Here is a 23,860-nt window from a genome sequence, read left to right as displayed (position 1 = left end):
TGCAAGCTGCCCGAGCTCGCAGCCAGGGCGCGACGTAATGGCCGCGCGCCCTCGACAGTCCCTCCGTTCGATGCGTACAGCAGAGGGAGTAGCAATGGCGTGGGACAGCGTCCCCTGGTTCACCGAAGGCGGAGCGGAGCACAGCTCGGAGGTCGCGAGGCTCTTGGCATACGCGGCTTTCGGTGGCGCCGAGGGCATCGTCGGCTCCGGCGACCTCCAGGTCAGGGCGCTGTCCACGCCGGCGGCCGCCGTGCAGGTGCTGCCCGGGGCGTGTGCCGTCACCAACCGGGCACCCGGCTCGGCGTACCAGTCGTATGCGGCGCGCTTGCCCGTCGCCGAACAGGTGCCCATCGCCGCCACCGGCGTCGCGGCCCGCTCCGACCTGATCGTGGCCCGAGTGGAGAACCCCTACTCCTACGGAGAGACCTGGCCCAACCCCGCCGACCCGAAGGTGGGCCCGTACGTCTTCACAAGGGTGATCAGCGGCGTACCCAAGACGACGACGAGCGTCCGGCAGATCCGCTCCGGGGACTCAGCCATCCCCCTCGCGCGCATCGACATCCCGCCGAACACCTCCACGATCACCCAGGCCATGGTCACGGACCTGCGTGAAATGGTGAGCCCCCGTCGGGACCGGCGCCTGTACACCGGCTTCCCCGACGACCTGAGCACGCTCGGCTACTCCGACAACCAGTGGCACAACTGGCCAGGCCCGCCCGCCCGGTGGAACATTGCCGTGCCGCTATGGGCAACCCAGGTCAAGATCATCACCACGCTGGCCGGCTTCCGGATGACCAACGCCAACGTGTACGCCTCGATGCAGCACAGCTTCGGAGGCATCCTCGGCCAGGACACCGACATCGACGACGACCAGGGCAGGACGACCCGCCGCAGCACCGTCGTGATCGCCGACTCCTTCGGCATCCCCGCTTCCATGCGCGGCACGGTGCAGCCCCTCTTCCTCCAGACGTACATGCACCGCAGCGAAACAGGCGACGTGTCCGTGGACGGCTCGACGTCGATCATCTGCGACATCGACTTCACCGAAGCTCCGACCGCGGAGGAACGCTGATGCCCAGCGGCTGGCGCTTCATCGCCCAGCGCGCGCTGCCCGAAACGATCCTCGACTGGGAGGTCCCGTTCGCGCTGTCCTCAAACCCCAAGCGCGCCCTCAGTGGTCCCGGCACGATGGCCGGCACCATCGAGCCCGAGTACGCGCGGATGATCGGCGCGGACGACAAGCCGATCATCCGGGAGTGGGACACCAAGCTGTACCTGGAGATCGACGGTGTGATCCGGTGGGGCGGTCTGGTCACGAAGACCGCCTTCGACGGGCCAAAGGCCAGCATCAGCTGCGAGGGCTTCAGCAGCTACGCCCAGGGCACGCCGTACGAGGACTACATGGTCTCCGGCGCACTCATCACCCCGCCAGATCCCTACGCCGGGAAGGACAAAAATTATGACGGCTGGGTCGACGGGCAGAAGGGCAAGCAGCGCGTCCCGCCACCGCCCAAGCCCTACGGTGGCCCGCGCATCGACGCCTTCGACGCCTTCCGCAACATCTGGTCGCACATCCAGAACCGGCCGTACGGCGACATCGGTCTGAAGATCGACACTCACCGACTCGGTGAACTTCTCGGTGCCGAGGACGGCTCCAGCCCGTGGGAACTGGCCTGGTGGGACAACCCCGACTGCGGGCAGTCGCTCGACACGCTCGCCCGCACCACCCCCTTCGACTGGATCGAGACCCACGCCTGGGCCGGGGGCGGCAACGCGATCGAGCACCGCATCCGGCTCGGCAACCCCCGGCTCGGTCGGAAGCGAACCGACCTCAGATTCGCTGACGGCGAGAACATCATCGCCATCGCCAAGCCCGAGGGCATGGGCGACGACTACGCCAACGAAGTCGTCGTTCTGGGCAAGGGCGAGGGCCGCAAGATGAACCGCGCCCAGGTGCACCGCTACGACGGACGGCTGCGCCGCGTCGCCACCGTCACCGACAAGACGCTGGCCACGGACACGGCGCTGCGCACCCGCGGCGAGCAGGAACTCGCCGGCCGCACACAGGCCCTCCAGATTCCCGCCATCCAGATCGTCGACCACCCGAGCGCGCCCTTCGGCTCCTGGCAGCTCGGCGACGACATCCGCGTCCAGGTCAACGTGCCCTGGGTCGGCGACGTCGACGTGTGGCACCGGATCGTCGCCGACGAGATCAGCGCCGACGGCGCCGTGGTCCTCACCCTGAAGCGCTCCGACGCCTTCCACTACTGATCCAGCACGCGACACAAACAACGGCGGCCGCGCAGCATCCCGCGCCATGGTCAACTTCCTGGACACGCAGTCCGACGCTCGGCGCTTCGCGGCGCTGCTGGCCGACTACGACCGCCGCCTCCAGGCCCTCGAACGGTCCACGCAGGCCGCTCACACCAGCATCGAGGGCGGCACCATGGACATCTACGACACCGGGGGCACCCTCAAGGGATCTGTCGGCGTCCAGCCGGACGGTGGCGTCGCCCTGGTTCCCGTCAACACCGTCCCGCCGCCCACTCCCACGCCGCCGACCGTCCAGCCAGTGCTCGCCGGCCTCCTTGTCGGCTGGGACGGGCAGTGGGACGACTCCTACCAGACGCCCACGGACTTCTCACTCATCCAGGTCCACGTCGGCCCGGCCCCGGACTTCACGCCGAACGTCAGCACGCAAGTCGCCACAATTACCGCTCCGCTCGGCGGCACGGCCACCATCGCCATCGAGGGCTACGCCCCGGCGTGGGTCCGCCTCGTCGGACAGAACACCGCGGCCGTCATCGGCCGGCCGTCCACCGCCGTCCAGGGGCTACCCCGGCAAGCCGTCTCCCAGGACCTGATCGACGGCATCGTCACCGAGGTCAAGCTCGCCCAGAACGCCGTCACCCAGGCAAAGATCGCGCTAGGGGCAGTCGGGTCCGCTGCACTCGCCGCCGGAGCGGTCCTCGAGGACAAGCTAGCCAAGGCCGCGGTCACCGTCGGCAAGATCGCCGACGGCGCGGTCACCCTCAACGCCCTGGGAGGAGCGCTTTCGGACTCGGCCGCCCAGCGCTACGTCGACGCGATGGGCGACCCCGCGGCGTGGCAGACGCTCTCCAAGGGCACCGGGGCCGTCTGGAGTCACCTCACCGGCGTCGCCACCGCCCCGACCGGCCAGACCGTGGGCCAGGCCCAGGGGTTCGTCCAGCTCCGCGGCACCACCCTCGTCCCGTACGAGCCCGGCACCCTCTACCGCATCAGCGCCCGCGTCCGGCTCACCGCTCCCGCCGGGGGATCGGACTCCTTCTACGTCGGTGTCCTCGGTATCGGCGCCGACAAGGCGACGCTGGTCAACCGCAACGGCGCCAACAGCCCGAACGCCCACTACTACGCAGCCGCATCCAGCATGCCGCTCGCCACCGCCGACGGCTGGGTGACCGTCGTCGGGTACCTGAAAGACCGGGCAGCGGCGGGCGCGAACGGCTCGGCCGGCCCGAACAACGACCCCCGCTCGGCGGGCACGGTCCACGCCGACGTGCGCTTCATCACCCCATACCTGTGGCTGAACTACAACGGCCTGGACGGCAGCCCGAACGCCAGCGTCATGCAGGTCGACATGGTCACGATCGAGGCCCTGAAGACGGGCCTGGTCGACTCCACGAACCTCGTCGCCGGCAGCGTCACCACCGCAGCGCTCGCCACCGACGCGGTGACCGCTGGCAAGGTGGCCGCCGACGCGATCAGCGCGCGCGAGCTGCAGGCCGGTTCCGTGACCGCCACAGAGCTGACTGCGGGGGCCGTCACCGCCAACGCGGTCGCCGCCGGGGCCATCACGGCGGACAAGATCCTCGCCGGGGCCATCACGACCGAAAAGCTCGTCGCCCTCGCCGTCACCGCAGAGAAGGTCGCCTCCCTCGCGATCACCACGGACAAGCTCGACGCCCTGGCGGTGACCGCCGACAAGCTGGCCGTCAACTCGGTCACTGCCACCAAGATCGAAGCAGGAGCGGTCACCGCGAGCCACATCAAGGCCGGTGCGATCACCGCCGACAAGCTGTCGCTCGGAACCGACGGCAACCTGATCGCCGATCCGTCCTTCGAAGGCGCCGTCACCGACCAGCGACTCCTCGACCAGACGTGGTGGACGACCATCACCCCCGGCAACAGCACCCCCCGGGCCGTCCAGGTCAACGCCGCCGCGACGACGGCCACCACCCGCACACACACCCTTGCGCTGGCCCCCGCAGTGCCTGGTCAAAAGATGTTCCTGGCCACCGACTACTTCGCCTCCAGCGACTGGGCTGGGACACGGGTGAGCATCTACGCCCGCTGGGAGGACGCAGCAGGCGGCACACTCGGGTTCAGCACCGTCACCACCGGCGACAGCAAGTTGACCCGCGGCTCCTGGCAGCGCATCCAGGGCGTAGCACCCGATGCGGCCCCGGCGAACACCGTCCGGGTCCGCATCATGCTGTCCACCGTCGACTCGACGGCCGGCACCGTGGCCTACGACAATGCCGAGGCTCGCCCCGTCCTCTCTTCCGGCCCCGCCGGCGGCCGCGCCGAGCTGTCCCCGCTCGGCCTGCTCCTCTACGACGGCGACGGCCAAGAGTCGGTGTCCCTGGTCACCGGGCGCCCCAACTACGTCACTCTGCAAGCCGACGGGGTGGCGGTCGCCACCATCGACCAGCACGGCAACGCCGCCTTTCAAGACCTGGCCGTCGCCGGCAAGCTGACCGTGGGCGGTGACCCCATCAGCGCCCTGCTCGACGCCGGACCACGCGGCATCGTCGCATCGGCCCGTATGACCTCCACCGTCACCACGAGCGGCAGCGAGCTCGGATTCGTCGAGCTGGCCTTCACCGCCGACCCGACGCGCATGTACCGCGTGGTGCTGGACACCTACGCCGACGCGAGCGTTGCCGGTGGCGAGCTCCAGCTGTTCCTGCGCGACGGCGGAAACGGCGCACCCCGGATCACCTCTCCCCAGATCCAGTCGGCAATCCACCAGCTCACCACCGCCGACTGGATGCGCGTGCGGCTGGAGACCATCCGGTCCGGATCGGACTTCGGCGCGGGCCCCCACCGGCTACTGGTCACCTTCGTGAACTCGTTCGGACCCTCCGGGCAATCGGTGTCCCTCAAGAGCGGCAGCACGTACCCCGCGTTCATGTACGTCGAGGATGTCGGTCCCACCATCCCCGAAACCGGCGTGTACAGCACCGGCGGAGGGACAAGCGCACCCCCGCAGCAAAAGTACGTCCGCACCTATGACGCCTCGTGGTCCGGAAGCTACGCCAACCGCAACGCGTACAACTCTTACTACGGCAACAAGGCGCTCCAGGGCTATTACTCGTCGACCAACGGCATACAGGCCGCGTTGATCGGCTTCCCTTCGAGCGTGCCCTCCGACCTCAGCGGCGCGACGCTGCTTAAGGCCGAGGCTTTCGTCTACTTCGAGCATTGGTACGACAACGCCGGCGGCCGGGCGATCATCAAGACACATGGCCACAACTCCCGGCCCAGCACCTTCTCCTGCGACTCGAAGTCGATCAGCGTCAGTTTCGCCCGCAACGAAGGCAAATGGGTCGACATCACCAGCATCTTCGACCCCGGGTGGTTTCGCGGCATCGCGCTCGACCCGAACAGCTCGTCGCCGGCCTACTACGGCATCGCTCGGGGCTACGACGCCACCAACCACCCCCAACTCCGCCTCACCTTCACCAGGTGATCGCGGCATTGAAAGGAAGTCCACCACATGCCCGTGCTGTCCCTCCTGCAGGAGCACGAACTTCTGGCCAACCCGGTCTTCTGCCAGCGAGTCCGCATGGCCTTCTCCCGGATCGCCCGGGAGGTGCTGGCCGAAGACCCACAGACCCCCGGCCACCCGCTCCGGGTCTCCCTCGCCCGCACCGTCCTCACGCCCAACGACTTCACCAGCCCCGGCCTGACCCCCGTCATCGCCTCCGACCCCGTCGTCTCCGGCGCCGCAGCCGCCGGTCACGTGACCGGCGAACCGGACAGCGCCCAGGCTGCCGTCACCGACGAGCAGATTCTCACCGCCGTCCGCGACGCCTGGAACCTGACCTCCGGTGTCACCCCGACACCGTGACCCCGGCAACGCTCCGCCAGCACGAGACACAAGAACTCGCGGGCGTGCACCGTACGGCCCGCGGGGAGCCGTGGGCCCTCGGGCCCCGGCTCCCGCGCACCTACATGACCCGACGACCGAGGGGACCGCCAGTGGAAGCGCTCGTCTCGCTGGCACCCGTACTCGCCCCTCTCTTCGGGATGCTCGGCGCGTTGGGCGGCGCGTGGCTGGTATACCGGCAGAACAAGAAGAACACCGAGGCGACAGCCGTCAGGAACCTCACTGACGGCTTCACCAGCCTTCTCGAACAGCAACGCGCATCGACGGACCAGACCATGGAGCGGATGGCCACCCTCGAAGCGAAGTACGACACCCTTGAGCGCCGTGTCGAGCACCTCCAGGAGGAGCAGCGGCAGTGGCGCCGGTGGAAGGCGGCCGCAGTCGAGTACATCCACGACCTTCGCGACCTGGTCCGCGGCACCCTCCGCAGTCCGGCGCCCGAGCCGCCTGCCGAGATCGCGGCCGACATCGAGCGGCGCGATCTCCAGTAGAGCCAGCGCACGACACAAACCCGCTGGCACCCTCACGCTCTGCCCTCCACGTCACCCATCGGAAGGGCAGAACCCCTATGTCGACCCTCGACTCCATTACCACCGGCGCCCAGGTCGGCGCTCTCCTGCCGCTGCTCACCGCGATCGTGCAGCGCCCGGCCTGGTCGGCGGAGGTGAAGAAGGTGGTTGCCGTCGTCCTCGCCCTGGTCGCGGGCGTCGTCACCGTGGCGGCGTCCGGCGGCTGGGCACAGTTCCAGCACGGCACCCTCACCTTCGCCACGCTCACCGCCGTCCTTGCCGCCTCCCAGGCCACGTACGACCTGCTCTGGAAGCCGAGCAAGGTCGCCCCGGTGATCGAGTCGGTCACCAGCCCGAAGCCCTCGGGACAGGCCGGATAGCACTGCGGCCGGTAACCCGCCGGGACGCCGGCGGGTATCATCCGCATCAAGGTGGCCGCTTCGCCGCCGAACCCACTGCGTTGAGGGTTGCTGCTGGTTCCAGGGAGTTTGGGTCTTCCTTTTCCTCCTGGGTCTGGCCAGCAGACACACAGCCCGAGACCACTGCACGCGTGTAGAGCGTCCAGGGCCGGAGAGTGGTTGCTCCTGCGATGACCCGGCACACGGAGTGGGTTCGGTTGCGAGGCGGCCATCGCCTACTACACGCCGGCCGCCGCGTGCGGCACCACGGCTTGATCAGCGACCAGGAGGAACCGCGGGGATGTCCGACGCGCAGCCACCTGCCGAGAAGGTCACGGCAGAGGTCAAGCGCCTGAAGGAGATGTCGCACCAGGCGTTCTTCGAGGCATGGACCACGTACGTACAGGGCGGCACCGACGAGAATGCCCCGCGCGAGGTGCAGGCGGCGGCCTTCCGCTCGCATGATCTGGCCAGCCGTACGCTCACCGCAGTCGACCGGGCCGCCCGCGAGCTCAAGACGGTGGTCGCGCGCCGGGAGGGCGAGTCGAAGCGGGAGCACCAGGCCCGCATCAGCACCTTCCGCCAGCAGCTCCACGACGCGCGGCAGCCCATCGTGGACGCGGTGGAAGACCTCGCCGCCGACGAGGCCGAGTACCTCGCACAGCTCGACGACGAGGCGTTCGCCGAGGAGTGGACCGCGTTTGTCCAGCAGGCCGCCGGCAGCACACGGTCCGGCCGCGACTACGTCCAGGGGTTGGCGTTCCGTTCCCCGGAGGTGGCGCCGCGCACCCAGGCTCTGTCCGTGCAGATGATGCGGACCCCGGAGAAGTTTCTACCCGCGGCGGAGGGCGAGACCCGCAAGGCGCACCTTGCGCGCGTCACACAATTCCGCTCACGGTTGGAGGCCGAGCTGCGGTTCCTCCAGTACACGCTGAACTACTCGGTGGCGCGGTGGGGGCGGATGCCGACCGCGCCGAACTACCGCCTCCAGGCGATGCGGCTCCTCGTCGAGAGGCACCCGGAAGAGTTCTCCCAGTTGCGCAACGCAGTGCGCAACGACGCGCAGAAGGCGCGCGAGGAGGTGCGTCGGCAGCGGCGCGCGGAGCGCCGGACGCAGGCGCGCCCCGCGACCTAACCAACGCACCCGCACCCCGGGGCGCGCCCGACCGGGCGCGCCCTTCTTGATGTCCGCGCGCGCCTGCGCCACCGTGGCGCGCCGCCGGCCGATGGAGGCCGTGACCGCGCCCCCTGCAAGGGCGGCAGCAGAACCCGGCGCGCCTGACCGCGGCGCGCCGGGCGAATCCGCAGGTCCAGGGCATGGCGCGCCACCGAGTAGCGCGCGTTCGAGCGCGGGGCGCGCCTTCGGGATGGCGCGCCACCGTCATGTCGGCGCGCCACCGGCAAGCGCGCCGTGGGAGAGGAGAGGCGCGCCATGGGGGCGCGCGGTAACGGGCGCCCGGTTCTCCACGGCGGCGCCGGGGCGCGCCCGCCCGGGGTGGCTGCGGCGCGCTGTCGTTGCGGCCGGGGCGCGCCTACGAAGTCAGATGGCGCGCGCTTGGACACGACGAAGGCGCGCCCGCGCGGCGGCCGGAGTCGCGCGGGCGCGCCTTCGGCAGGTGGCGTGACGGGATGCGGCGGGCGCGCCTCACCCCGGATCGGGGAGGTTCAGGCGCGTCCGGAGCACGTCACTTCACCCGACGGTGGCGAGGTCGGTGTAGAGCGTCGCGAACATCTCGGCGATCTTCAGCTCCGGCTTGCCCGCGAGGCGGTAGGCGTTGGCGATGTCCCGCTCGCCGCGCTCCTCCAGCAGGCCGATCACCATGGGGCGGTGCTCGATGACATACGTCCGCAGCTTCGTCATCGGCGGCGGCGTGCCCTCCTGCGGGCCGGAGATCGGCTCCAGGTGCTCCTGCATGGTCACGCCCAGAATTCGGGCCTGGATCTCCGCCTCGGTGAGCAGCACGGCCATCACCTTGTTGACCTTGTTCGCCTGGGCGGGGCGGGGCCGGGGGAGGTCCTGCGGCTCCTCCGCCTCGCTCACCTCCTCCGGCCGCTCGGCGGTGGGCAGCTCGGCGGCCGGGTCCGGGGGCGGCGGCGTCCCCTCTCCGACCAGCTCGGGCGCGTCCGCGACTATCGGCGCGTTCTCCGCCTCGTCCGCGTGGCCTGGCGGAGCCTGCTGTTCACCGTCCTCCAGGCCCACCTGCGCCTGCGCGGCCTTGACCTTGAGGTGGTCGAGCGACTTAGTGATCAGGTCGTCGGCACTCATCACACCCCACCCGGTCTCCGTCTTCACGGCCGTCAGCGTGCGACGGCCGTGCTCCTCGCGCAATTCGAGCAGGGCGTTCTCCGGGTCGGTGGGGTGCATCAGGGCGTCGCGGATCAACGCGGCGGCCTGCTCGCCGGTCAGGCCCAGGGCCTGTCGGCCAGGCGACTGGCGCGGCGCAGGCTGCTCGGGCTGCTGTCCGTACTCCTGCAATTCCGCGTCGGGGCGCAGTTCGGAGGCGGAGCGGGACTCGGCGGCGTCCTGCAAGCCGAGGCGGCGCAGCAGGGCGTCCACGGTGAAGTCGTGGAACCGCTGGGTCTCGCCGGGCTGGATCTTCATGTGGAGGGTCCGCACGCCGGTAAGCCAGGCTTCACCGATGGCGTGAAGGTCCACGATCGCGTCGACGGCCGCGGGAAGGTTCTTCTCCGCCTTCACCTTCCGGGTCGTGTTGCGGGTCGGCTTGTCGTTCTCGAACGCCGTGACGATCTCTGTGCGGGCGAGCAACAGGCACGGGCCCTGGTGGCGGCGCAGGAGCCACAGCACCTCGCCCCACCGGTCCTTGGCCCGGTTCCATAGGTCCGAGTCGATGACGACCGGGTCGTCGAGGGTGGGCACGCGGGAGCGGTTGCGCTCCGCCTTGCGGATCGCACGGTTGCGCGCATACATGGCGATCTCGTCGCTGAGCATGTCCCACAGCGAGGTCATGGAGTCGATGACCAGCATGTTCGGCTTGCCGTCGACGCGCGGCTGGTGGTTCACCCAGCGGATCGCGTCGAGGATGTCCTGGTACGAGCCGTCGTGCGGGACGATCTCGTAGGCGGCGCCCGGAACGCGGCCGTAGTAGTCGGCGGTGCCTTCGCTGCCGCCGATCTCGATCCAGTACGTCTTGCCGATGAGGTCGGAGCCGGAGCCGCGTGCGGCCTCGTAGGACTTGCCGGTCTTCTCCGGGCCGGTGAGCAGGATGATCGGCGGGTTCGGCTTGCCGGTGGGCTTCCGGCTCTTGCGGGTGCGCTGGGGCGCGGTGATTCCAGCCACGGAACGGGCCTTTCGCTTCGGGTCTTCCGGGTTGCTCTCCCGGATGTTGCGGCGCGAAGGGCCTTAGCCTCTCGCCCTGACGCGCGCTGTACTATTTTAGCGCCTTTGGGCTGAGAATCAATCCGCTTGCAGCAGGTCAGAGACCGGATTCTCCGCAGGTGGATCAGTGTCCTCCCGATGCCGCCGGTACCAGGCATCCAAGTCCCGCGCGTCGCCCACGACTCCGTGGAGCGCCGTAGCCGGCACCGCCTGCCACTGGGTGATCGCGTCGTCGTACTCGGCCCGGACGGCCCCGACGTCCCGACGGCACAGGGCACACGTGATCTCCTCCCACGGCTCGCCGCCCAGAGCCTCGCCGAGCACGACCAAGTCGAGGAGGTCGTTGACCATCACTCGCAGCCGTCGCGCCGCCTCGATCCGCTCACGGGCCACTACGGCGGAGCTGATGCTGCCCACGCCCTGCCGGGCCAGGTCGGACAGGTCGCGGTGCGCGCGGGCGGCTGCGAGACGGGCCAGGTTCTCGGAGGTCATGAAGGTCCGATCGTGCCAGCGGCAGGCGCCCTGTATCAGGTGCGCCCGCCGCGAAGTCGTGCAGGTGCCGTACGTCAGGATGCCTGAGCGGTCTCGCTACCGGCTTCAAGGCCGACCAAGTCCACGCCGTCGCCGCGCTCCTCCTGCTTCTCCGCACGGTAGCGGGAGTCGAGACGAGGGCCGACGTTCTTCCGGCCGTTCTGCGGGCTCTGTCCGAGGCGGCGGCCGAGCTGGGTGGGATTCAAGTCCCCGCGCGGGCCGAACCGGTGATGCTCGTGCGCATCCCTGGCCGCCTTGTAGATGGCGTACAGCTCCTCCTCGGACAGCACCTTTACCGGCTTGATCTCCGGAGCGGGCTCCGGCTCCTGCTCGGTCTCCTCCGGCGCCCCGCCCTTCGGATCCGGCGCCGAGGGCTCGGCCGGCTGCTCGGGTGCGGGGGCCTTGGCCCTCTCGGCGGGCACCTTCGCCATGGGACGCGGTACTGCCGGCGTCTTCCGCGGCGCCGCGGGCACAGGCGTCGCAGCCTCGAGCAGCGCGCCGGTTCCGTCCTCGTCGACCCAGTCGGAGCCCGCGCCGCGAGCACGGACGAACCCAGAGATGTGCAACCCGAAGCTGCCGCCGAGGGGCACCATCGCGGCGACGGCGCTGCCGATCACGTACACGTACATGCGGTTCTCCGCCATCACGGCCGGAGCGCCGCCGGTACTGAACCACTCGGACAGCGCGACCATGGCGTGGCCGACGTTCGCGGCGATCGAGATGCACAGCAGGAACGCGAAGATGCACCACAGCGACCAGTAGTAGCCGCCCTCCGCGCCCCGCTCCGTGCGCTTGCGTATCGAGGTGACGGCTCCAGCGTTGAAGGCGAGGAGCAGCTCGAGCGAACCAGCCATCGCGGCAGCCGCGAAGGAAGGGAAGCCGATGAGCGTTCCGGCCCAATGGAGTTGGTACAGGGAGGCGAGCATCATTCCAAAGCCGGCGGCCGCGGCTCCGATGCGGAGGTTGCGGTGCCAATCTCGCAGGTCCCGTTCACCCTGGGTAATGGCGCGTATGGTGGGCAACTTGGGCAAGACAGGTCTCTTTCATTCGGGTCTTCCCCGGGACCTATGCTCGTCGGCCCTCGGGTTCCCAAACGATATAACCTCCACCCGCCGGCGCGCTGCCCTCGTTCGCGCAGGCCCCGTCACAGGCCATACGGCGGGTGGCTGTTCACCAGTCCAGCGGCTTATGGGGCATGCGCCGGTCCTGCCCCACGACCTTCGCCAGGTACGCCCGGTCCTCGATGCGCGACAGCAGTCGCTCACCGAGGACGGTCTTGATGCCATCGCGCCGCAGGTTGGTCGAGAAGACCGTCGGCCTGCCCGACGCGAGGCGGGAGCCGACCAGGTCGGTGGTCTCCCGACGCACGAACTCCGTCTGCACGCCGTCCATCTCGCCGCACAGCTCGTCCAGGATGAGCAGGTCCGGGTCCTCGACGTGGCGCCTTCGGATCTCGTACCGGCTCATACCGTCGGGGCCCCCGTCCGGGCGACGCCAGGTGAGGTACGTGGCGTGCTGCACGAATCGCACGAGCAGGCCCCGGTCGCTGGCCTCGTTGCCGAGCGCCGCCACGGCGGTGGTCTTCCCCGAGCCGATGTTCCCCGACACGATGAAGTGCATCGTGCTGGGGCGGGCCTTCTGCCTCTTCGCCTCGACGACCGAGTCGAGCCAGTCACTCAGCGCCTTGGGACGCTGGTTGTCGTCCAGGTCGGGGAACCGCCACTTCAGGTAATCGTCATGGTCGGCCGCTGTCATGCTGTTCTTCCAGGCGAGAGTGCGGGCGCGGGCCTGGGGGACGGAGACGTCCTCCCACAGGTCGGTCTCGCCGTCCTCGGGCGGCGCGGGCACGCCCAACTGCGAGAGGTCCGCCCCGCCGCGTCGGAGCGCCGCAAGTGTGCGCTCCGTGATCTCGAACAGCCGCTTCGGCTCGCGTTCGGGGATGAAGCGTTCGGCGGCCATGATGCTCACCGCTCGTTCTCCTTTCGCATCAGGCGGGGACGATGCCAAACGTGGCGCCGTCGTCGGGGGCGGTCAGAGCGGGCGGCCCGCACGGGCCGTTCGTCCCCCAGGTCGCTGCATCGCTGTAGGGGGCGGGGCGGCCGCCGTACTGGGCGGGCATCGGCTTGTTGTTCCGCTCGTCGCTCAACGCGCGCTGGAACTGATGTGCCGTGGGGAAGTGCACCCCGGTGCGCTGGAATGCCTTGGCCACCTGCTTCTGCGTGTACTCGGCGTCCAGGGCCTGCTGGCTGAGCTTGACGAGTCCGAAGTACCACCCGGATTTCTGCTTGCCCGCGTACGGGCCGAGGTGCTGTATGGCGTGGTCGTAGTACCAGGTGGCGACTTCCTGGGCGGGCGTCTTCACCTTCGTCTCCCCGGCCATCTCGCCCTGCTTCTCCGAGGGGCTGGGCTGCTGGGCCTTCTTCGCGGCGGCGCGAGCGGCGGCCGGCGGGACGCGGCGCGGCTTCTTCTCCGGCTCCGGCTCGGGCTCCGGCTCCTCCCACTCCGGGGCATCCTCAGCGGGGACGTCGTCCGGCCTGGCATCCGGGTCGGACGCGAAGCCGTCCGAGCCGAGGCTGTTGTCGGGGTAGCGGACGCGGAACGACCCGTCCTCCTGCTCGACGACCGGGACATCCAGCTTGTGGCCGAAGGTGATGTAGTCCTTGGCCCACTGTTCGACGGGGTACGCGCTGACCGCGGCGCCCATGGCCGTCTTGCCGTCGAGGAAGCGGCGCCGCTCCAGGCGGTAGTAGCCATGCGCGGCCAGTTCATGGAGAGCTTTACGAACGGCGTCGCGCCCCTCGCGTCCCTCGCCGCGTGCGAGCTGTTCGGAGCGGACGTTCCAACTGTCGTGCTGGTCCAGACAGTACGTGAGCAGGCCGAGCGCACGGTAGCTGATGCGAATGTCGCGGGCCGTCGCGGACTCGACCGCGACGAAGAGGGGGCGGCGGTTGTGGCGCACCGCGCTGCGATTGGTCACGCTGCTGCCCCGCTCACCGTCTCCTGCGACAGCCGGAAGTGGGTGTGCCACGTCTTACGGCCATGAGAACCCATCTCGTACACGCGCCGGGATTCGGCCATGCCCTCCTTGCGGAGTTCAGAGAGGGGTTCGCGGGCCTGGTGGTTGGTCAGGTTGCACGCATCGGCGGCGTCCTGCACGGTGACCCACCCGCCGTCGCTCTCCAGGACGAGGTAGCAGTACAGGCGGAACGCCCGGTCGGATATGCCTTCGGCAAGCGCCGGGGCGATGTGGGTGTGGGTGGACAAGGCAGGGGTCCTTTGAGGGAAGGGCCCGGCCGCCGCAGCGGGGCGGCCGGGGCAGTCGTTCGACGGTGCGCGCGTTACTGCTGGGTGTCGCGGGCGGGCGCGGCGGGGAGCATCGGCACACCGCGCAGCAGACCGTCGAGCTGCCCCTCGTGGAACGCCTCCATCACGGCTTCCTTGCCGCCCTCCTTCCAGCGGAGGGAGACGGAGCCGGTCGGCTTGCCCCCGGGGATGCGCGTCAGGCCAGGAATCACTTCGCCGGTCAACTTGTCGACAATTTCGCCCGTCGCCTTGTCGTACGTCGCCCGCTTGATCATCGCGTCACGGAAGGCGGGGCGCGCCTGGATGATGGCCTCCGCCTCACCCTTCTCCTCGGCGAACTCGTTGAACGCGTCCTCGTCGCCTACCTCGTACTTGTCCTTGGAGATGGCCACCGTATGCGTGGCGACAGCAACGCCGTTGACCTTGGCGTCGACAGACTTGGTGCTGCTCTCGGGGTTGTCGTAAGCGGCGAGGAGCGGACCCTTCACGGCGGCGATCTTTTCGTCAAGCGCGGGCACGACGTGGTCCTTGAACAGCTTGGCGAAAACCGAGAGGAGCGCGGCATCACCCAGGGACAGGGCAGGCTCCGGCGCCTGGTTGACGTCGTCGTACGACATTGGGGTCCTTTCTCACCCAAGGCACGGCCCAGGGCTTTTCGGGTCTGTCCCGGGCGGGGTGCAGAGGGTGCCGCCAGTAGGTACGTCGACTGGCGAAATCTGTGACACCAAGGCCCAGGTGGCTGGGTTGCTCTCCCAGCCGCAGCAAATACTACAGGACGCGTCGCCGCATGCGCTACGCCTCCTCCCGAACTCACCGAGAGCCGCCCCAAGCTGTGCCGCCGTGCCGACCGAGACACCGCGACATAAGCAAGATGCGCCGCCTACCTTCGCCGGAGCTCGCCCACCCCTGGTGACGTCGCCAGGGGTGGGCGAGCTCCGGTACTGCCCCATCCGGAACGAGGGCGGCACCGGCCCGGCGGCGGGCGCGGCCCGGCCATGACGGCATGCCCCGCTTGCGAGGCGGGGCGCCGCGGTTGAAGTCCGCGGGCTCGCAGACCGCGCCCACCGCCGGCACCACGAACCAGAAGGACAGCCGTGACCGAGACCGTGCCCGCCCCCCGCTACACCACCTACGTGCCGCTCACCGACCTCGCCCCCGCGCCCGGCAATCCGAAGAAACACGAAGTCGAGCGGATCATCGAGAGCATCCGCACGCACGGCTTCGTCGACCAGCCCATCGCCGACGAACGCACCCAGACCATCCTGGGCGGCCACGGCCGGCGCGAAGCCCTGATCGAGATGCAGGCCCGCGGCGAACAGCTCCCCGCCGGGCTCCTCCTGGACAACGACGGCGGCTGGCTCGTCCCCGTCCAGCGCGGCTGGGCCTCCCGCTCCGACGCCGAGGCCAAGGCGCTGAACATCAAGCTCAACAAGATCGGTGCCGACGGCGGTTGGCGACCCCGCTCCCTCGCCGCTTACCTCGAAGACATCGTGACTGAAGACGCCGAGCTGTATGACTCGCTCGCCATCTCCGAGGACGAGCTGGACAAGCTGCTGCGCCAGGTCGACCCCGAGACGCTGCCCGGCGCACTCAACGAGGACCAGGCACCCTTGCTGCACCTCCCGGACGACGGTGCTGGCGGCCTGGGCGGCGACGGCCTCAGCCCGGACGACGAAGGACGCGCGCGCCTGACCGCCTGCCCGGCCTGCGGCCACGCATTCACGCCCGGACGCTGAGGAGCAACCCCATGTCCAACCGCCGCAAGCCCCACCGCTCCGGCGCCGGACGCCCCACTCTGCTGTCCGAAGATGTCGAGAGCCGCATCATCGCCGCATCCCGCACCGGCATCGCCGTCGAACTCGCCGCCGAGGCGGCCGGCATCTCAAGCGCCACCTACCACCGGTGGATGGCCCGCGGCCGCGCCGAAGTCGCCGCACGCGAGGACGGGCAGGCCCCGAACCGGGACGAGGACCCCTACGTCGAGCTGTTCGAAAAAGTCCGCACCGCCCGTGCCATGGCCGGCGCCCGCGCCATGGCCAACATCCGCCGGGTCGCCGACGGCGGGATCGTCACCAAGGTCACGACGAGGAAATTCCGAGACCCGGAGACCGGCCAGATCGTCGAGGAAGTCACCGAGGACCGCACGGCCCCGGACTGGCGCGCCGACGCCTGGTACCTGGAGCGGCAGCACCGTCACCACTACGGCAAGGATGCCGCGATCGCCGTCGAGATCACCGGCATCGACGCCGGCGTACCCGAGGAGGAATCCAGCGTCGACCTCGCAGCGATTGCCGAGCGGCTGAACAAGAGCCTTTTCGCGGTGCAGTACCCCGAGCCGCCCGAGCTGGAGGACGGCAGCGTCCTGGACGCCGAGGTCGTCGACGGGTGAGCCCTGCGTTCCGGCCAGCCCGGCCCAACGCCCTGTTGATCACAAGCGATACGCTCCACCGGCAAAACGATCACTCATCCGGAAGGAACCAGCAGTGGGCGTTGTCAACAGCTTCACCGGCGGCACCGTGACCGGCGCCGTCATCCAGGGCGGCGACATGGTCTTCACCACCACGGCACCGTCGACCACCAGCGCGGCGACCGCCACCACGGCCACGCGCCCGATCAAGTCCCCCGACGGCACCGTGATACTCCCCCCGCCCCACGGCGAGCGCATCGCCGCGCTCCTCGAGCACCTCAAGCTCGTGCCCGACCTCGCGGCCGAGGCGGAGACGTACGCCGCGCAGATGCGCGGCCACTGACTGGCCACACGAGCACGGACCGGTGGGCCTCCTCACCGGTTCGTCGCCCCCTCGGGCGGGGCTGCGCCAGCCTGTGCACGCGCGTTGGCACGGCGGCCACCCTCACGTCCGGCGTTTCGGTCGCACAACGTCGTCGGCCCCCAGGCAGCACGCGACACTAACCCGCACCACCGGTCACGGTGCTCCCTCCCTGCTCACCAGCACTGGAGGAAGCACTGTGACCGTTCTGTACTACCCCGGCGCCAGCCGCGCGTACGACTACTCGTCCCGCTACGAGGGCAGCGAGATCAAGCCCAACTGCGGCGTCATCCATACCACCGAGGGCACCTCCCTGCCCTCGTACGACCAGGGCGCCGAGGCGCCGAACATCACCGCCGTGCCCAACTTCGCGAAGAAGCGGCTGGAGTTCTACCAGCACTACGCCTTCGACCGTTCCGCCCGCGCCCTGGTCAACCGCGCCGGCGGCGTCGAGACCAACACGCTCAACTGCATCCAGATCGAGCTGGTGGGCACCTGCGACCCGGAGAACGAAACCAGCTGGGACGGTGAGACGGCGGGCGAGGACTACATCTACTGGCCGGACGCCCCCGACTGGGCCCTGCAGGACCTCGCGGCGTTCATGGCCTGGCAGTACAAGAACAACAACATCCCGCTGACCGGCCCGGCGACGTGGCTTCCCTACCCGTCCTCCTACGGCGACACCGACGCCCGGCTGTCCTTTGCCGAGTGGAACAACTTCCAGGGCTGGTGCGGCCACGCCCACGTCCCGGAGAACGACCACGGCGACCCCGGCAACATCAACTTCGCCAAGCTCGTCACCCTGGCCAAGGCCAAGGTCAACGGCAGCTCCAGCTCCGACTCGGGCACCACCGGCGCCACGCCCCAGCCCGTACCGCCGTTCCCCGGCACCTCCTACTTCGGGCCGGGCAAGAACAACTCCTACATCACCCTGCTCGGCAAGCAGCTCGTGAAGAAGGGCTACGGCAAGCACTACGCCTCCGGGCCCGGCCCGAAGTGGTCGGAGGCCGACCGCCTGAACGTCCGCGACTTCCAGCGCAGCCGAGCGGAGCTGCGCGGTGACGCGGACGGCCTGCCCGGCCCCCTGACCTGGCGCCTGCTCTTCTCCTGACCCCTGCCCACCGGTCGGCTCACCCCTCGGCGAGCCGACCCCATTCCGAAAGGCCCGCTCCCGTGGCAGGCGAGACCGTCATTACGGTCGTCGGCAACCTGGTCGACGACCCCGAACTGCGCTTCACCCCGTCCGGCGCCGCGGTCGCGAAGTTCCGCATCGCATCTACCCCCCGCACCTTCGACCGCCAGACCAACGAGTGGAAGGACGGCGAGAGCCTCTTCCTGACCTGCGCAGTGTGGCGCCAGGCGGCGGAGAACGTCGCCGAGTCCCTGACCCGCGGCACCCGCGTCATCGTCCAGGGGCGCCTCAAGCAGCGCTCCTACGAAGACCGCGAGGGCGTCAAGCGCACCGTGTACGAACTCGACGTCGAGGAGGTCGGCGTGAGTCTGAAGAATGCGACCGCGAAGGTGACCAAGACCGGGGCGCAGCGTCCGGTCGTCACCTCGGTAGGCCGCCCCATGGGCGACGATCAGTGGGCGACGGAGCCGCCCTTCTGAGCCTGTCCCAAACCGGGAACGTGCCGCGCAGGTGGTCTCCTGCGCGGCACGTTGTGCTACGCGGCCGGGGCGATCCAGGCTTGCGGCAGCGCCAGCAGCTCCCCGTCTTCGCCATCCGGGGACGCCTGCCCGCCGGAGGCGGGCGGCTCCTGGGCAGCACCACCAGCGGGCGGCTGCGTCTGGGCGGCGTCCGGTTCCGACGGCGGTGCCGGCGTTTCAGTGACCGGCGGAGCCGGATCGACCGGCGCAGGTTCGACGGGCGCTGGAGAGGGATCCTCCGGCTCAACCGGCGTCGGCTCAGGCTCAGGCGTCGGCTCGTCCTTGGACTGGGGCGTCGGCTCCGGCTCGGGCGTCGGCTCGGGCTTGGGCTCCGGCTCCTCGGGCTTCTGCGTTTGCTCGCTATCCACTGGCTCCCGGTCCGGCGACGGAGCAGGGGCCGTAGCGGGCGCAGTCTCCGTCGACTCCCCGGACGAGCCACCTGTCAAGTTCGTCCCTGACGCCGGGTCGTCCGGTCTGGCTGTGGCCGTACGCGTGTCCGGCCCGGTTGCGGGCGGCGGCTCAAGCCCTGCGGCGAGCGCCACGATGTCCTCCTCGCCCGGCTTCACGACGTCAGGCGACGCGTCAGGCACGCCCAAGACGGCCCGTGCCGCCAGTAAAACTGGCGCGTCGACCGTAGCGTCCTGTGGGGCGTAGAGGATGGTGCGCACCTCGTGCTCATCGAGCCCGAGAGTGCCCAGCGTGAGAGCGGCAAGGCGGGGCGGCAGCGGCTCGGCGTGACCCATCGCGGTCGCCTGATGGGCTGCGCCGGCAGACGTCTTCGCCGCAGCCAGCAGTTCCCCCTCGTAGTCCTTCAGCCGCTCCTCGTCAGTACCCCACAGCACGTACCGACCTGAGAGAACCATGTTGGGGTACAGCTCACGGGAGGCGTCCTGCATCGCCCACGTCTTCGCATATTCAGCTGTCCCGAAGATGCGCAGGCCAAGGCGTTCCTTGCCGTACGAGAACGTAAAGATGGTGGAATCCGGTCCCGTCGCGGCCTTGGTCGCCATCACCATCCCGTCGGAGTCAGTGCACTCCGCTTCCAGGTCGTCGATGGGGCTGCAACTGATCTTCCCCGCAACGGAGAAGTCCTTGAAGTCGGGAGCTGTGAACGGTTCCGGCCCCAGGTTGCGGTTGTCCTTGGCCGCCTCATTGCGCGCGGTGCTCCTGTCCGGTGCGCTCGCGGCAGTCGAGGCCGAGTTGACGCCCGTGAAGTGCCCAAGCGCCCAAGACCCGGCAAGTGCCGGCAGCAAAGCGGCAGCGATAACCCACTTCTTCGCACGGCCACTCGGGCCTACCGGCGCAGGCGGTTCCTCCGTGTGCGGCGGCAGGTCGACAGGCGGAGCAGGCTCGGTAGATCCCAGCAGCTCGTCGAAGTCCTTGAACTCACAGTGATCACGCACCAGGCGCTCGACCTGTTCCAAGGGCAGGTCCGGCATGGCGGCGCTGACCTGCCGCACAGCCGAGTAGAACGACTGCGGGCTCAGGAACAGGTGGCGCTCGCCGTCCACATTGACCACGCCCACATCGGTGAGCGGAACATCATCGTCGTGCGCGTCCGGAGCAAGGACGTGGATTTTGATGCGCGGCACGGAGGGGTTCACGGCCGCCCCTCCGCACTCGGGCAGCCGGATATGGCGCTGCTCAACTCAGCCGGTCTCTTTCTTCACTGCTCTGCAAGATGCGCGCGATGCGGGCGGCCGTCTTCTCGGCACGCTCGGGAGTGATGGCCTCGATGTCGGTGAGGACCAGGTGTCCGCCTCCGGGCAGGTCCATCTCCTCGCGATGGATCTCCGGCTCGTCCAAGCCGTCGCCCGTCCCGGCGTCATCGCGGGTTTCCTGCGGATTCTGCGCACGCTCGTACTCGCGGAGCATCGCTTCCTTGGCGGCGCGCACGCGCGCGGGACTGCGCCGGTAACCGGGACGCAAGGCGCCTGCGGCCGCCAGCATCCGGCGGGTCTCCTCGTCGTGAGGGATGGGCCCGCCGTCTAGCGCCCGCTCCAGGCGCTCGCTCTGGTCAGCTCGTCGCGACATGCGCCCTCGCCTCTCGTGTCTCAACCCGTGTACCGACGTATCTGTTTCTGCCCACTGCCGCTGTCAGCAGCTCCTCGATCAATTGAGAAGAGGACTCCCCGGCCGGCATGACCTCAGCGAGCTTGCGCAGCGACCGTACCGTCAGGGTACGAACAGCACCGTCCGTCTTCCCCATGATCTCCGCGGTACGCCCAGGACTCTCGCCGTCGAAGAACCGCAGGATCAGGACCTGCTGCTGCTGGGGTCTCAGTTTATGCAGGTGGGCTGTAACGGCTTGGGCCAGAGCACGGTTCTCCGCGTACTCCTCCGGGCTCTGGCCGATGCGTGGCCGGTCCAGTTCCAGGTGGTCGGCGTACAGCACTTCCGAGGGACGCCGCTGCACGGACCGCAGGTAGTCCAGCGCAGTGTTCTTCGTGATCGTGCGCAGCCAGGCAAGGAAGCTCGTGCCGGGCCGGTACTTGCTGACGTTTTGGGAGACCTTCAGCCAGACCTCTTGGCTCAGGTCCTCCGCAACGTGCCCGTCGCGGATGTAGAACCGCACCCAGTGGTAGACGGTGTCGCTGAGCTCGTCGTACAACGCCGAGATGGCGTCGGCCCCGTCCGCCCCGCCTGCTGCGGCGCGTGTGACCAGGGCTTCCAAGATGTCAGCCACGGCGTGTTGTCCCCCCTAGAGCGTTGTGCTGCGCTGGTCCGCTACAGCGCCGCCCTTGGGCTGCCTTCACGTTCCCCTCACAAGAGGAAGATCACATTCCGTAGCGACGCGGAGGCAGCATAACCGGACACATACGGAATGTGCCGAACAGGCCAGCGACACCCTGCGACGCACACTGTGATATATGGTGCGGGCACGCGCCGGGAGAGCAACCCGGACACAGACCCGAAGCGAGAGGACCCGCGGCCATGCCCGCATTCATCAGCGACACCGATCGAACCTTGATGCTCCTGCCGTTCGAGGAGTGGATCTCCATCAGCGCGGCCGCGCAGCGCGCTGACATCGACGAGGACGCTGCCGCTAGCGTCGTACGCGTGGGCCGCCGCCGCGGCGTCCTGCGCACCCGCGGGAAGGGGCCCGCCCAGCAGGTCCGGCGGATCTACCCCGCCCCGCGCCGCACCCCCGCCCCGCCGAAGCGATAGCGACCAGTCCGCAGCAGACACCTTGGACTTCTCCCGGGTGTAACAGATTCCGCTGATCCACGTACGTGTCAGTGCCGGACTGAACGCAACCGGCTCCACCCGGCCGGTTCGGGCCGCCGGGGGACACGCACGAATGGACAAGGACAGCTATGGCTCGCGGTGGCTCCAATGCATTGCTGAGTTTCGAGACGATTGCCGAGCGAATGGAAGTTCCAAAGCGCACCGTGCTCGACAACTACAGGAATTGGGACATCCCCATCGTGCGCATCAGCGACAGGATCCTGCGTGTACGGGAGCGCGATTTTGAGGCATGGGTTGATGCCCGCACGGAGTGAATTCGAATAAACGAGGCAGGCACTACTACCGCGATTAGCAGGCGCATCACCGACCGCCCCGCCTCCCGCTCGGCGGCTTGACCTGCCGCGCCCCGCCCTACGTACAGTCCAGCTCCCTGGCCAGGGCATCACCCATGAACCGACCGAGATCGCGAGAGGCGTCCCGTGGCACGCAAGCCCACTGTCTACAAGCGGTGCGACTGCCCCGATCAGAACAGGCCCAAAAAGGGCGGATGCAAGCACAGCTGGTCCTACAACCTCACGAGCAGCGAGGGCAGGCGAACCCGGGCCTCCATTCCCGACTCGGTCGGCCTGACCCAAGCCCAGGCTCAGGCGATTCTGGACAGCCTGCCCTCCGGCGCGGCCCCGGAACCCGCCGAAGTGAACCTGACCTTCCGGCAGTGGGCGGCCGACTGGCTCAGCAGGCGCCGGCCCAAGGAGATCACCCTTGTGAAGTACGAGATAGCCATCCGCAGACACCTCAATCCACGCTGGGGAAGTCAGCGCCTGCGCACCATCAAGAGAGCGCAGGTCGAAGCCTGGGTGCAGGAGATGGAAGCCAACAAGGGCATCGCCAACTCCACCGCGGATAGCCACTGGAAGGTCTTCCAGATGATCATGAAGGATGCGCTGCAGAACGGGAAGATCACGGCCAACCCCACCTACGAGGTCGAAGGACCCTACGTCGGCGAGTCGACGTACTACGTCTTCAGCCCAGAGGAATGCTGGGCAATCTACGACGAGTTCCCGGAGCGCTACCGCCCCATCCCCATGGCCGGCTTCGCCTGCGGCACCCGACAGGCAGAGGCGTTCGGTGTATGCGTCGACGCCATCGCCCCAGACGGCAAGCTGCTCACCGTGCGTCGGCAGGTGCTCAGAACGAAGGAGACCGGCTACAGGCCCCGGCTCATAGACCGCCTCAAGACGAGCCCGCGCCTCAACACGAAGGACGTGCCTGTGCCTCCGTACTTCCAGGACATCCTAGGGGAGCACATGGAGCGCTTCCCGCCGCTCGCCACAGAGACCATCCTGTGGGAGCACAGGAAGAAGACTGGCGACTGCAAGCGCGGCTCGGCCCGCGCGCTCTTCTGGACGCCGCGCGGCAACCTTGTGAGCCGAGACACCTTCAACGATGCTCTATGGAAGCCCACCCTCCGGAAGCTGGGCATCAAGGATGAGAACGGGGAGCTCCCCACATTCCATGACCTTCGGCACACCTTCATCTCCGTGTGCCTCCAGGGCGGAATTCCCGAGCACACTGTGGCTGCCTGGGTCGGTGACACTGTTGAGCAGCTGCGGCGCACGTACAGCCACCTCCTGAATGACCACGCTGACACGCACGGGGCGGTGGCCGCCAGCCTGACAGCGCGGCCGGCGGCGGCCTAGGTATCACTCGCCACCTGCGCGAGCTGAAGCTATCCGTCGTACCACCATTTTCGAAGAGCCCGAGCAGCCGATGCTGCTCGGGCTCTCGCGCGTTCCCGAGAACACGCGGAGAGAGCCGTGAGCAGCACACCTTCGCAGCGGCAGGACGAAACCGGCCTCGACCAGGCCCTGCAGAACGTCACTGAGTCGCTTGCCCAGACCGACGGGAAGGCCGCTCTTCGGCCCGGACACGGCGTTGGTCACGCTGTCCCGCACTTAGACGGTGTCTTGATTGGTGGTAGTTCGTTGGGTCGAGCATGGGGATAGTTGAGCGGCTGGTGC

General features: G+C 68.9%; 24 protein-coding genes and 1 pseudogene. 15 read left to right on the top strand and 10 right to left on the bottom strand.

Annotation, left to right across the window (positions count from 1 at the left end; translation table 11 throughout):
- Positions 1–94 precede the first annotated feature (94 nt).
- The 7 genes from IE295_RS30090 to IE295_RS30060 all read left to right on the top strand — a co-directional run bounded on the left by IE295_RS30090 (position 95) and on the right by IE295_RS30060 (position 8,196).
- On the top strand, positions 95–1,072 hold the full coding sequence (locus IE295_RS30090) for a hypothetical protein (protein WP_190066946.1): 978 nt from the start codon (positions 95–97) through the stop codon (positions 1,070–1,072).
- Positions 1,072–2,271 carry a hypothetical protein gene (locus tag IE295_RS30085; RefSeq protein ID WP_190066945.1) on the top strand — a complete coding sequence of 400 codons (1,200 nt, stop codon included), beginning with the start codon at positions 1,072–1,074 and terminating at the stop codon, positions 2,269–2,271. Before IE295_RS30090 ends, IE295_RS30085 begins: the two co-directional genes overlap by 1 nt.
- Before the next feature lie 46 nt (positions 2,272–2,317).
- Positions 2,318–5,734: a hypothetical protein gene (locus IE295_RS30080; RefSeq protein WP_190066944.1), complete on the top strand. Its 3,417-nt coding sequence runs from the start codon at positions 2,318–2,320 to the stop codon at positions 5,732–5,734.
- Between the two features lie 27 nt (positions 5,735–5,761).
- On the top strand, positions 5,762–6,115 hold the full coding sequence (locus IE295_RS30075) for a hypothetical protein (RefSeq protein WP_190066943.1): 354 nt from the start codon (positions 5,762–5,764) through the stop codon (positions 6,113–6,115).
- Between the two features lie 131 nt (positions 6,116–6,246).
- Positions 6,247–6,645, top strand: a complete 399-nt coding sequence (locus IE295_RS30070; protein ID WP_190066942.1) for a PilN family protein — start codon at positions 6,247–6,249, stop codon at positions 6,643–6,645.
- A 77-nt stretch (positions 6,646–6,722) separates the two neighbouring features.
- Positions 6,723–7,043 carry a hypothetical protein gene (locus IE295_RS30065; RefSeq protein ID WP_190066941.1) on the top strand — a complete coding sequence of 107 codons (321 nt, stop codon included), beginning with the start codon at positions 6,723–6,725 and terminating at the stop codon, positions 7,041–7,043.
- A 319-nt stretch (positions 7,044–7,362) separates the two neighbouring features.
- Positions 7,363–8,196, top strand: coding sequence for a hypothetical protein (locus IE295_RS30060; protein WP_190066940.1), 834 nt, complete (start codon positions 7,363–7,365; stop codon positions 8,194–8,196).
- 555 nt (positions 8,197–8,751) lie between these two features.
- Here the strand turns inward: IE295_RS30060 and IE295_RS30055 are convergent.
- The 7 genes from IE295_RS30055 to IE295_RS30025 all read right to left on the bottom strand — a co-directional run bounded on the left by IE295_RS30055 (position 8,752) and on the right by IE295_RS30025 (position 14,849).
- A complete protein-coding gene (locus IE295_RS30055) occupies positions 8,752–10,359 on the bottom strand; it encodes a DEAD/DEAH box helicase family protein (RefSeq protein ID WP_190066939.1) in 1,608 nt (535 codons plus the stop codon).
- Between the two features lie 117 nt (positions 10,360–10,476).
- The gene (locus tag IE295_RS30050) at positions 10,477–10,890 is read right to left on the bottom strand and encodes a hypothetical protein (protein ID WP_190066938.1); all 414 of its coding nucleotides are present in this window, start codon (positions 10,888–10,890) and stop codon (positions 10,477–10,479) included.
- Positions 10,891–10,964: 74 nt separating this feature from the next.
- The gene (locus tag IE295_RS30045) at positions 10,965–11,960 is read right to left on the bottom strand and encodes a hypothetical protein (protein WP_190066937.1); all 996 of its coding nucleotides are present in this window, start codon (positions 11,958–11,960) and stop codon (positions 10,965–10,967) included.
- Between the two features lie 139 nt (positions 11,961–12,099).
- Complete coding sequence (locus IE295_RS30040; protein WP_190066936.1) at positions 12,100–12,897, bottom strand: P-loop NTPase family protein; 798 nt, start codon at positions 12,895–12,897, stop codon at positions 12,100–12,102.
- A gap of 19 nt (positions 12,898–12,916) precedes the next feature.
- Positions 12,917–13,906, bottom strand: a complete 990-nt coding sequence (locus tag IE295_RS30035) for a hypothetical protein (RefSeq protein ID WP_190066935.1) — start codon at positions 13,904–13,906, stop codon at positions 12,917–12,919.
- Complete coding sequence (locus tag IE295_RS30030; RefSeq protein WP_190066934.1) at positions 13,903–14,193, bottom strand: helix-turn-helix domain-containing protein; 291 nt, start codon at positions 14,191–14,193, stop codon at positions 13,903–13,905. Before IE295_RS30030 ends, IE295_RS30035 begins: the two co-directional genes overlap by 4 nt.
- A gap of 74 nt (positions 14,194–14,267) precedes the next feature.
- On the bottom strand, positions 14,268–14,849 hold the full coding sequence (locus tag IE295_RS30025) for a hypothetical protein (RefSeq protein WP_190066933.1): 582 nt from the start codon (positions 14,847–14,849) through the stop codon (positions 14,268–14,270).
- A gap of 477 nt (positions 14,850–15,326) precedes the next feature.
- Here IE295_RS30025 and IE295_RS30020 point away from each other — a divergent pair, with 477 nt between their 5' ends.
- The 5 genes and pseudogenes from IE295_RS30020 to IE295_RS30000 all read left to right on the top strand — a co-directional run.
- Entirely contained in the window at positions 15,327–15,968 is a 642-nt protein-coding gene (locus IE295_RS30020; protein ID WP_190066932.1) for a ParB N-terminal domain-containing protein, read from the top strand.
- A gap of 11 nt (positions 15,969–15,979) precedes the next feature.
- A complete protein-coding gene (locus IE295_RS30015) occupies positions 15,980–16,621 on the top strand; it encodes a hypothetical protein (protein ID WP_190066931.1) in 642 nt (213 codons plus the stop codon).
- 94 nt (positions 16,622–16,715) lie between these two features.
- Positions 16,716–16,982: a hypothetical protein gene (locus IE295_RS30010; RefSeq protein WP_190066930.1), complete on the top strand. Its 267-nt coding sequence runs from the start codon at positions 16,716–16,718 to the stop codon at positions 16,980–16,982.
- 217 nt (positions 16,983–17,199) lie between these two features.
- A complete protein-coding gene (locus IE295_RS30005; RefSeq protein WP_190066929.1) occupies positions 17,200–18,111 on the top strand; it encodes a peptidoglycan-binding protein in 912 nt (303 codons plus the stop codon).
- A 62-nt stretch (positions 18,112–18,173) separates the two neighbouring features.
- Positions 18,174–18,537: pseudogene (locus tag IE295_RS30000) on the top strand (single-stranded DNA-binding protein); the annotation flags it as partial.
- A 130-nt stretch (positions 18,538–18,667) separates the two neighbouring features.
- On the opposite strand, the gene IE295_RS29995 reads toward IE295_RS30000, so the two are convergent.
- From IE295_RS29995 to IE295_RS29985, 3 genes are all read right to left on the bottom strand, one after another.
- Complete coding sequence (locus IE295_RS29995; RefSeq protein WP_190066928.1) at positions 18,668–20,254, bottom strand: hypothetical protein; 1,587 nt, start codon at positions 20,252–20,254, stop codon at positions 18,668–18,670.
- 40 nt (positions 20,255–20,294) lie between these two features.
- Positions 20,295–20,600: a hypothetical protein gene (locus tag IE295_RS29990; RefSeq protein WP_190066927.1), complete on the bottom strand. Its 306-nt coding sequence runs from the start codon at positions 20,598–20,600 to the stop codon at positions 20,295–20,297.
- Positions 20,601–20,667: 67 nt separating this feature from the next.
- On the bottom strand, positions 20,668–21,336 hold the full coding sequence (locus IE295_RS29985; protein WP_190066926.1) for an RNA polymerase sigma factor: 669 nt from the start codon (positions 21,334–21,336) through the stop codon (positions 20,668–20,670).
- A gap of 248 nt (positions 21,337–21,584) precedes the next feature.
- Here IE295_RS29985 and IE295_RS29980 point away from each other — a divergent pair, with 248 nt between their 5' ends.
- The 3 genes from IE295_RS29980 to IE295_RS29970 all read left to right on the top strand — a co-directional run bounded on the left by IE295_RS29980 (position 21,585) and on the right by IE295_RS29970 (position 23,539).
- Positions 21,585–21,818, top strand: coding sequence for a hypothetical protein (locus IE295_RS29980; protein ID WP_190066925.1), 234 nt, complete (start codon positions 21,585–21,587; stop codon positions 21,816–21,818).
- Between the two features lie 149 nt (positions 21,819–21,967).
- Positions 21,968–22,153 carry a DNA-binding protein gene (locus tag IE295_RS29975; protein WP_190066924.1) on the top strand — a complete coding sequence of 62 codons (186 nt, stop codon included), beginning with the start codon at positions 21,968–21,970 and terminating at the stop codon, positions 22,151–22,153.
- A gap of 165 nt (positions 22,154–22,318) precedes the next feature.
- The gene (locus IE295_RS29970) at positions 22,319–23,539 is read left to right on the top strand and encodes a tyrosine-type recombinase/integrase (RefSeq protein WP_190066923.1); all 1,221 of its coding nucleotides are present in this window, start codon (positions 22,319–22,321) and stop codon (positions 23,537–23,539) included.
- The last annotated feature ends 321 nt before the right edge of the window (positions 23,540–23,860 follow it).

It is taken from the genome of Streptomyces griseocarneus (genome assembly GCF_014655595.1).
Taxonomy (GTDB): Bacteria; Actinomycetota; Actinomycetes; order Streptomycetales; family Streptomycetaceae; genus Streptomyces; species Streptomyces griseocarneus.
The sequence above is the reverse complement of the archived record's forward strand: the minus strand, read 5'-3'. Positions and strand labels throughout refer to the sequence as shown.